This is a genomic window from Lentzea sp. NPDC006480 (genome assembly GCF_040611995.1).
In the GTDB taxonomy this organism is placed as follows: domain Bacteria; phylum Actinomycetota; class Actinomycetes; order Mycobacteriales; family Pseudonocardiaceae; genus Lentzea.
Genome location: NZ_JBEXPJ010000354.1, coordinates 1 through 1,443, shown reverse-complemented (window position 1 = coordinate 1,443; position 1,443 = coordinate 1). Strand labels below are relative to the sequence as shown.

The 1,443-nt window shown below is 67.2% G+C and carries 2 protein-coding genes; both read left to right on the top strand.

What is annotated here, in order from left to right; genetic code table 11:
- The coding region (locus ABZX92_RS45895) for a glycoside hydrolase family 15 protein (RefSeq protein ID WP_355572478.1) at positions 1-657 on the top strand (657 nt) is incomplete at its 5' end.
- Between the two features lie 450 nt (positions 658-1,107).
- Positions 1,108-1,443 (top strand): SAM-dependent methyltransferase (locus ABZX92_RS45890; protein ID WP_355572475.1); only part of this gene is annotated, 336 nt, incomplete at its 3' end.

Genomic DNA, 1,443 nt, shown 5'->3' with positions numbered 1-1,443 from the left:
GCCGACTGGACGATGGTCCAGGCGATGGCCGAGGCCGTCTCGCGGCGCTGGCACGAGCCCGACCACGGCATCTGGGAGGAACGGCACGCGCCGCGCCACCACGTGTACTCCAAGGTCATGTGCTGGCTGACGATCGACCGCGCGATCAAGCTCGGCGAGCAGTTCGGCCGGGAGCTCGACCCGTCGTGGGTGCCGCTGCGCGACACGATCGCCACGGACGTGCTGAAGAACGGCTGGAACGACGAGGTCCAGTCGTTCACCACGGCCTACGACGGCGACGACCTGGACGCGGCTTCGTTGTTCGTCGGCCTCTCGGGGCTGATCGACCCGGCCGACGAGCGCTTCCAGTCCACGGTCACCGCGATCGAGGCCGAGCTGCGTTCGGGCTCGACCGTCTACCGCTACCACCGCGACGACGGCCTGCCGGGCGACGAGGGCGGCTTCCACCTGTGCGCCGCGTGGATGATCGAGTCCTACCTGCTCACCGGTCGGCGCACCGAGGCCGAGGAGCTGTTCGGTCAGATCGTCGCGGCAGCAGGGCCCACGGGTCTGCTGCCCGAGGAGTACGACCCGGTGGCCGAGCGCTCTTTGGGCAACCACCCGCAGGCGTACTCGCACCTGGGCCTGATCCGCTGCAGCCAACTCCTCTCCCGCTGACCTTGACCGCTCGCAACGGTTGCGCGCACGCATTTGCGCACAGCGGCTTGGACGCGGTTCACCGCGCGCGTGCGACGGTCCACCACCATCCGTCGGCGAACCTGGACGAGCGGGGACGTTGAGCTGTTGGACCTGGTCGCGGACGGATGGGATAGCCGCGAGATCGCCAGGAAATTGGCCGCTGTCACACCCAGACAGTGAAGCCGCGGCCCGCTCGACCGCGGGGACGGCTCCGGATGCATCAGCCGACTCCTTCAAGCCACAACCGATCCACACGATGCCCAGCCGTGCAACACCAACTGACCGCACGGGCACGTCTCCCCGGAGCCAAACAAGACGCTCGGACGCATCCGTAGGTTCGGTTACAACCGTGCGATCACCGGAGGAATTCAGATGCACGCGTCATCGGACCACGCGACTGACAACCCAGACCTGGTCTGTATTGCCCGCGTGCACGACTACCTCCGCGGCGGCACGAACAACTTCTCCTTCGATCGTGCTTACGCCAACGCCGCCCCAGAAGCCGCCCGCATAGTCCGGAACATCCTCCGGCGCGAACAAGTCTTCCTGAACCGAGCTGTCCAACGAATGCTCGACCAAGGCATCCGCCAGTTCCTGGACCTGGGCTCAGGCCTGCCGGCCGAAGGCGGCGTCCTCGACGTGACCGAACGCCTCTGCCCAGAAGCCCGAGTTATCCACGTCGACACCGATCCAGCAGTCGTCGAACACGGCCGCCTGATGACTGCCCGCCACAACCGGGCCACCTTCTTGCAGGCCGACGCCACC